This window comes from Dapis hubbardiae BLCC-M172 (genome assembly GCF_050016015.1).
Classification (GTDB): domain Bacteria; phylum Cyanobacteriota; class Cyanobacteriia; order Cyanobacteriales; family Microcoleaceae; genus Trichodesmium.
The window spans coordinates 1-6765 of record NZ_JBNHEQ010000228.1; the positions used below are offsets into that span (position 1 = coordinate 1).

Below are 6765 nucleotides of genomic sequence, written 5' to 3' on the forward strand. Positions count from 1 at the left end.
ACTCTCTTATATGAAAACAGAGGAGAGAGATGGGGAGATGGGGAGATGGGGAGATGGGGAGATGGGGAGATAGGGAGATGGGGTGTATTAGATATCTCCCACTCATCCAATCCTCAAATTAATTCTCACCCATTTTTTATCAATTACTTCTCCCTCCGACCTATTTTCTGGAGATACTGTTAGGGCTTCTATATAGAATCCGGTTATATAATATATTTGATAATTTTATAATTACTTCAATATTCAATCTCCCTTACTCTCTTATATGAAATTCCGTTATACAGTTATCGCATTTGCTACTTCACATCAAGACAGACCTTACTCAGTAAACTCTTAAATAATTTTCGCGGCTTCAATCTTTCCTTTTTTTCTGACTTTTAACTTTTAACTTTCTTTGTCATAGGATAATTAATTACTCAGATTACATATTATATTAAATCCTGTTAATTGCACATAGAATCCGATTCTATGATATATTGTTGATAGTTCTATATTCAATTCCCCCACACGGACTACACAGACCACACCTCCCCACACTCTAATTACACCAATACTACCGGATTTGATATGATTTTCGTGCTTAGGGGCTAGGTAGGGACGTTGCATAAAACCTCCCGACTCCCCTACTCAATAAAATTTAGAAAAGTTTTTCGGAAATGGTATAATTCCGTAAGCATTCAGCTCTCAGCTCTCAGCTATTACTTTTAGTGCGTATAGAAAAGCTTTATTAATGGAGTCAGATTTTTCTGACTCCAAAAGCTAGCACTCTTGATCTTAAAGTCTATAGAAGCCCTAACCGTATCTCCGTAAAGGTGAGGGTTTTTGCCTCTTGAGTCAGGAGTAGGGGTGATTTCCGTTCCGGAATACTTTCCTTCAGAATGCTCTGCAAACGTAAACGCGTTTGCGTTAGCGTTAGCGCAGCTCCTCTGCAAGAGGCAGCTCCTCTGCAAGAAGCAACATTCCGTAGGAAATCACCCGTACAGGAGTCAGGAGATTGAGAAATACTCAGAGGGGAAAAAAGTAGAATCTAGGCCCGCATATCCCCACACTTCCCACACTCCCAATCTATAAGATCCCAAATGGGTTCTATATTTATTTGACATACTCCCGACGTTGCCCTTACGGGACAACGCGGGATTCTTCAGTCTGGGAAACCCTGACCACTGTTTTGACAGAGGTGATGTCCTCCCCCTGTGTTCGTTGACCTTATATCAACTATAACCATCACAACAAAATGCCTCCTACTTGTCAAGGGGATCGGAACATTTTATTTGTGGAGATATCCGAATCTTGGCCCTGGCTTTCCCATACGACGCTCCCCTCCGGGAGAGCGCGGGACTTCCCGCCAGGGAAGTTAAACCCCGTCTGATGGCTGAGGTACTAATAGCTGAATGCTTACATAATTCCTCCCTAGGTAACAGGAAGATTATTATTGCCAGTCTGGTGATGAGGATGATTATGATTTAAGTTGACATAATAACTAATAAGTTGGGTGAGGTAAATGTAAGTCTGAATATCGATTTGATTTGATAATAACATTTCTCGATATTTACTCTCTGATTGTTTTAGCCGATCCTTGATTTTTTCTTGGCATACTTCTGACATATTTTGCCACTCATCAATCAATTCTATTGTATCTTGAATATCTTGTTGACGTTGTTTTTTTTGCAAATTTCGGCATCGTTCAGCAATAACTTGTGTCATATCTTCTAGCTTTTCATAAGCTTCTCTAGGCAAATTTCCTTCAACCAACATTAACCGATGTTGCTGTCTTAATTCTTCCACTTCTTTCAGAGCTTGAACAGGATTTGTTTCTACACAATAACTAATTTCACTAAGAGCTAAACTGCTATTTCTAATCAACTTTTTACATCGTTTCTGACGCCACATTCTTAGTAAAAAGCCGATGACACCTGTAAAGATCACAATAATAACACCAGCTTGTAAGTCTTGATTTTCCTCAAAGTAGCGCATCCAAATTTCTCTAGGGTCGCCTTCGTTAAATGCTTGTTGGGAACCAGGGTGGAGATATAGTAACCCACTGCGTAATAAAGACCGAGCATTACCGTTAGCAAGTTCTGGGTAAAATAATGAATATTGTCGAGAGGATGAGATGAGCGACCAAGTTAAAAGAGCAATTTTTTCTTTGCTGACATCGGGACGAGTGACTAAAGCAGCAGCAGTAGAAATAGTCGGTAAGTCTTTGTCAGGAATTGGAGAGAGAGGCATATAACTACCCTTGGGAAAGGTTGCACTTTGGTATGATTCAGGAAATTGAATGGTTAAATAATTAATAAAAGAAGTCGCCATTGGAACTAATTGGAGAGTAGGAGGTGTTGTTAGTTGAGCTTTCACTTTTTTACTGCCTCCTAATGGACCTACATAAACTAAAGCATCTATTTCTTGTTGTTTAAGTTTATTAAATCCTTGTTTGAAATCAAGTTGTTGTTCAATAATTTTTAAATTGGTAGCACTGAATAGTCGTTTGGCAGTGAAGTAAATGCCACTGCCAGGGGTACCAAAGGCGACTCTTTTTCCTTCAAGATCGCTAAAAGTTTTGATTTCTGAGTCAGATGGTGTAATGAGGTGTAAATATTCATGGGCAAGAACAGCTATTGCTTGTACTTGCCCAGCTTTCATTGCTTCGCTAGCTACATCTAATTGAACTAGAGCAATGTCTGTTTCTTTATTGAGCAAACGTTCTAAGTTTTCCTGTGAACCTTCGGAATTATAGTTGCTGTGGATAGACATTTTCCCAACTTCGCGAGCTGAGTTTATTATTTGTCTGCCCATGCGTTCGTAAGCTCCACCACCGGCACCACTGGAAAGGGTGAGGATCCGACTTTGGGAACTACAGCTAGTTAAGGCGATCGCCCATAATAATATCCCTCCTATTGCTTTTAGTTTACTGAGTCGTTTTTTTTGGTGTTTCATATAATGTTTTTGGGATTGCAGAGCTACTTGACTTAAGCTACAATTTTATATTATTTTATTTTTAATAATGTAAGCATTTCCTGCGGAATGCGGAGCTAACAATTGTCAGTCATCAGCTATCAGTGACTAACATAAGGATAATTCATTAATTGATAATGGATAATGGATAATTGATAATTGATAATTACCTCTGGTTAAAACCTTACGGGAATTGAAGATAAGGAAATTCAAGAGCACTTTTTTTCCCTATCCAAGGGGAGGCTTCAAGGCGCGAATTCTTTAATTATTAATTATTAATAATTCGGTAAAGGAGTGAATAATTAAAAGTATTGAAATAGATAAAGGAGATGAGCTAAACTTAGATATTTACCAAACAAACTCTACAAATTGTCTAGACTAAATTGCCCAATAACTGATATGTCCGGTAGCATCGGTATTCTAAGGTAAGGGTAAGGAAGAAGGAAGAAGGAAGAAGGCTGTAATTACCTACAACAAAAGGTTTAAGAGCCAGAAAAAACTTAAATTTCCTGTAGTTATTAACCCTGGGGTTTACACGCTCCGATACCAGCGGACATGATATGACTTTATTTTTATTGCTGAGAGCTGTTAACGTAGTTCCTCCTGCGGAGCTAATAGCTGAATGCTTAGAAAATAATGACATTTCTAATTTGAAGTATGATAGCTAATATTAAATCCAGGTAATTAGTTATGGTATTAAATACAACAGATTCGAAGTTAATGTAGTAAGAAGTAAAAAATAGGAGTCTTTGCTAAAAGCAATCTTGATTATAATTCTTTCCTTTCCTTTTTATATAGCTATTGAGATTTTTTGTGAAAAAAAAAGTCTTTTTCTTCCTCTTTGTAAATTCTTAATTCTTAATTCTTAATTCTTAATTCTGCTATACCAAGTCAAAAGTTTGCCAGTTAATGGGATACTTCCACACACCTAAAAAATTCAATTTTATCAATGTTTCTATCCCATAGAAACAGAATTATTACTTCCCATTTCTGACGTCTGACTTTTGACTTGTAACTACATTTAAGAATTCATTGCTGTAGCACGAGCAGCGGCAGCTTCATCGGGATGAATATTTAAGCGAGTTAAATTTATCCGACCCTTAGCATCTATTTCTCGTACCTTAACAATAACTTCATCTCCAATTGCTAACTCATCTTCTACCTTACCCACGCGATAATCTGCAATTTGGGATATATGAACCATTCCTTCTTTTCCAGCAAATACTTCCACAAAAGCACCAATAGGAATAATTCGAGTCACTCGACCAACATAAACATCCCCAGGATTAAGTTTTTTAGTCATCCCTTGGATAATATTGCACGCTTGTTTAGCTTTTTCACCATCCGCTGCTGCAATAGTTACGGTACCATCATCATCAATATCAATTTTGACACCGGTTTCCTCAGTAATACCTTTAATAGTCTTACCACCAGGTCCGATGACTAAACCAATCATTTCTGGGTCTATCCTAAAGCTTAAAAGTCGCGGTGCATAAGGTGACATATCTGGACGAGGTACATCAATGACATTCAGCATCTTTTCCAGAATATGTATCCGTGCAGGCTTAGCTTGATGAATAGCATCAGCAATAACCTCTAGAGACAAACCTGTAATTTTCATATCCATTTGCAAAGCTGTAATTCCGCTATCGGTACCAGCAACTTTGAAGTCCATATCACCCAAAAAGTCTTCTATACCCTGAATATCTGTCAGGATACGAACTTCTTCACCTTCTTTGATTAAACCCATAGCTGCTCCACTCACAGGTTTAGTAATAGGAACTCCAGCATCCATTAAACCTAGGGTAGAAGCACAAACCGAACCCATAGAAGTTGAACCATTTGAAGAAAGCACTTCTGAAACTACCCGAATCACATAAGGAAAAGTATCGCTTAGTGGTATGACCGGGAATAATGCACGTTCTGCTAAAGCACCGTGACCAATTTCCCGACGACCAGGCGATCGCAATGGTTTGGTTTCTCCTACGGAAAAAGGAGGGAAGTTGTAATGATGCAAATAGCGTTTTTCGTCTTGGGGATGTAGATCGTCTGCCAATTCTTGAGCATCACCAGGAGTTCCTAGAGTAACAGCAGACATTACTTGAGTTAAACCTCGATTAAATAGAGAACTACCGTGAACTCGTTGTGGTAATACTCCCACCCGACAAGAAACAGGGCGTACTTCATCTAACTTCCGACCATCAACCCGGATACCCTCGTCAATAATTTGTTTACGCATCAGCTTTTTAGTGACACCCTTAAAGACATTCCCTAGTAACCCATTGTCTGATTCAACCAATACCTTGATCTTTGCTTCTTCTTCTTCAGACTCTTCAGGAAATTCAGCGATCGCTTCTGCTAGAGAATCTTTAATTGTATCCAGTTTTTCATCGCGCTGATTTTTATCCAAATCATATTCAGACAAAACCTGTTTAATAGATTCTGTAGCTTTTTCCTGGATATAGTTTTCTAAGGTAGGGTCTACTTCGGGAGGTTCCAACTCTACAAGTTCAATACCCATTTCAGCAATAATTTCTCGTTGAGCTTCAATCAGGTCACAAACTGCTTCATAACCAAAATCAATTGCCTCAATAATGTCTTGTTCTGGCAATTGATTTGCTCCTGCTTCTACCATTATTACCCCGTGGGGAGACCCAGCGACCACCAAATCTAAGTCGCCATTTTTAACTTCACGGTAAGTAGGATTAATGATAAAGTCATCTCCTACCAACCCTACCCGTACTGCAGCCATTGGACCATAAAAAGGCAGCTTGGCCAATAATACTGCTACTGAACTACCTGTTACGGCTAGCACGTCTGGTGGTACTTCCTCATCCATAGACAATGTTGTGGCCACAATTTGAATATCATCTCGTAACCAACTAGGAAATAGGGGGCGTAGTGGCCTATCTATCAAACGACCAGTAAGTGTCACCTTTTCTGGAGGGCGACCTTCGCGACGCAAAAAACCACCAGGGATTTTTCCTCCAGCGTAGAGTCTTTCTTCGTAGTCCACTAAAAGAGGTAGAAAGTCTATTCCTTCTCTACCCTTGGCTGTAGTAGCTGTGACTAATACTGCTGTATCTCCTGATTCTATCATCACAGCACCACCAGCTTGAGGCGCAAATAAACCAACCTTGAGACGAATATCCCGTCCGTCAAAGGATATGGATTTGTTTATCTCTTCCATCCAATTTTTTTTCCTTATTCTTTCGCTTCTGTCAAAATCGTAGCATTGTTAATGGGGCAATTGTTATGCTATTTAAGTCAGTCGTCAGTCGTCAGTCGTCAGTCGTCAGTTTATTATTGGTGCTTCAGAAAATGTATTGACTGTTGGGTTGGTCTCACATAGTAGGAAAATTTCACTATCCAACTCTTCTGCCGGAGTGCTTCAGAAAATGTATTGACTGTTGGGTTGGTCTCACATAGTAGGAAAATTTCACTATCCAACTCTTCTGCCGGAGTGCTTCAGAAAATGTATTGACTGTTGGGTTGGTCTCACATAGTAGGAAAATTTCACTATCCAACTCTTCTGCCGGAGTGCTTCAGAAAATGTATTGACTGTTGGGTTGGTCTCACATAGTAGGAAAATTTCACTATCCAACTCTTCTGCCGGAGTGCTTCAGAAAATGTATTGACTGTTGGGTTGGTCTCACATAGTAGGAAAATTTCACTATCCAACTCTTCTGCCGGAGTGCTTCAGAAAATGTATTGACTGTTGGGTTGGTCTCACATAGTAGGAAAATTTCACTATCCAACTCTTCTGCCGGAGTGCTTCAGAAAATGTATTGACTGTTGGGTTGGTCTCACATA

2 protein-coding genes and 1 pseudogene are annotated in these 6765 nt (G+C 39.3%); 1 reads left to right on the forward strand and 2 read right to left on the reverse strand.

The features are described 5' to 3' along the window. Positions 1-183: pseudogene (locus tag ACP6PK_RS21090) on the forward strand (hypothetical protein); the annotation flags it as partial. 1227 nt (positions 184-1410) lie between these two features. On the opposite strand, the gene ACP6PK_RS21095 reads toward ACP6PK_RS21090, so the two are convergent. Then, the gene (locus ACP6PK_RS21095) at positions 1411-2934 is read right to left on the reverse strand and encodes a TAXI family TRAP transporter solute-binding subunit (protein ID WP_426562359.1); all 1524 of its coding nucleotides are present in this window, start codon (positions 2932-2934) and stop codon (positions 1411-1413) included. A gap of 1039 nt (positions 2935-3973) precedes the next feature. After that, entirely contained in the window at positions 3974-6142 is a 2169-nt protein-coding gene (locus ACP6PK_RS21100) for a polyribonucleotide nucleotidyltransferase (protein WP_426562361.1), read from the reverse strand. Positions 6143-6765: the final 623 nt, after the last annotated feature.

Bases quoted from the DNA above. Each gene is read 5' to 3' on its own strand.
- ACP6PK_RS21095 (WP_426562359.1), bottom strand. From the start codon at position 2,934: ATGAAACACCAAAAAAAACGACTCAGTAAACTAAAAGCAATAGGAGGG.
- ACP6PK_RS21100 (WP_426562361.1), bottom strand. From the start codon at position 6,142: ATGGAAGAGATAAACAAATCCATATCCTTTGACGGACGGGATATTCGT.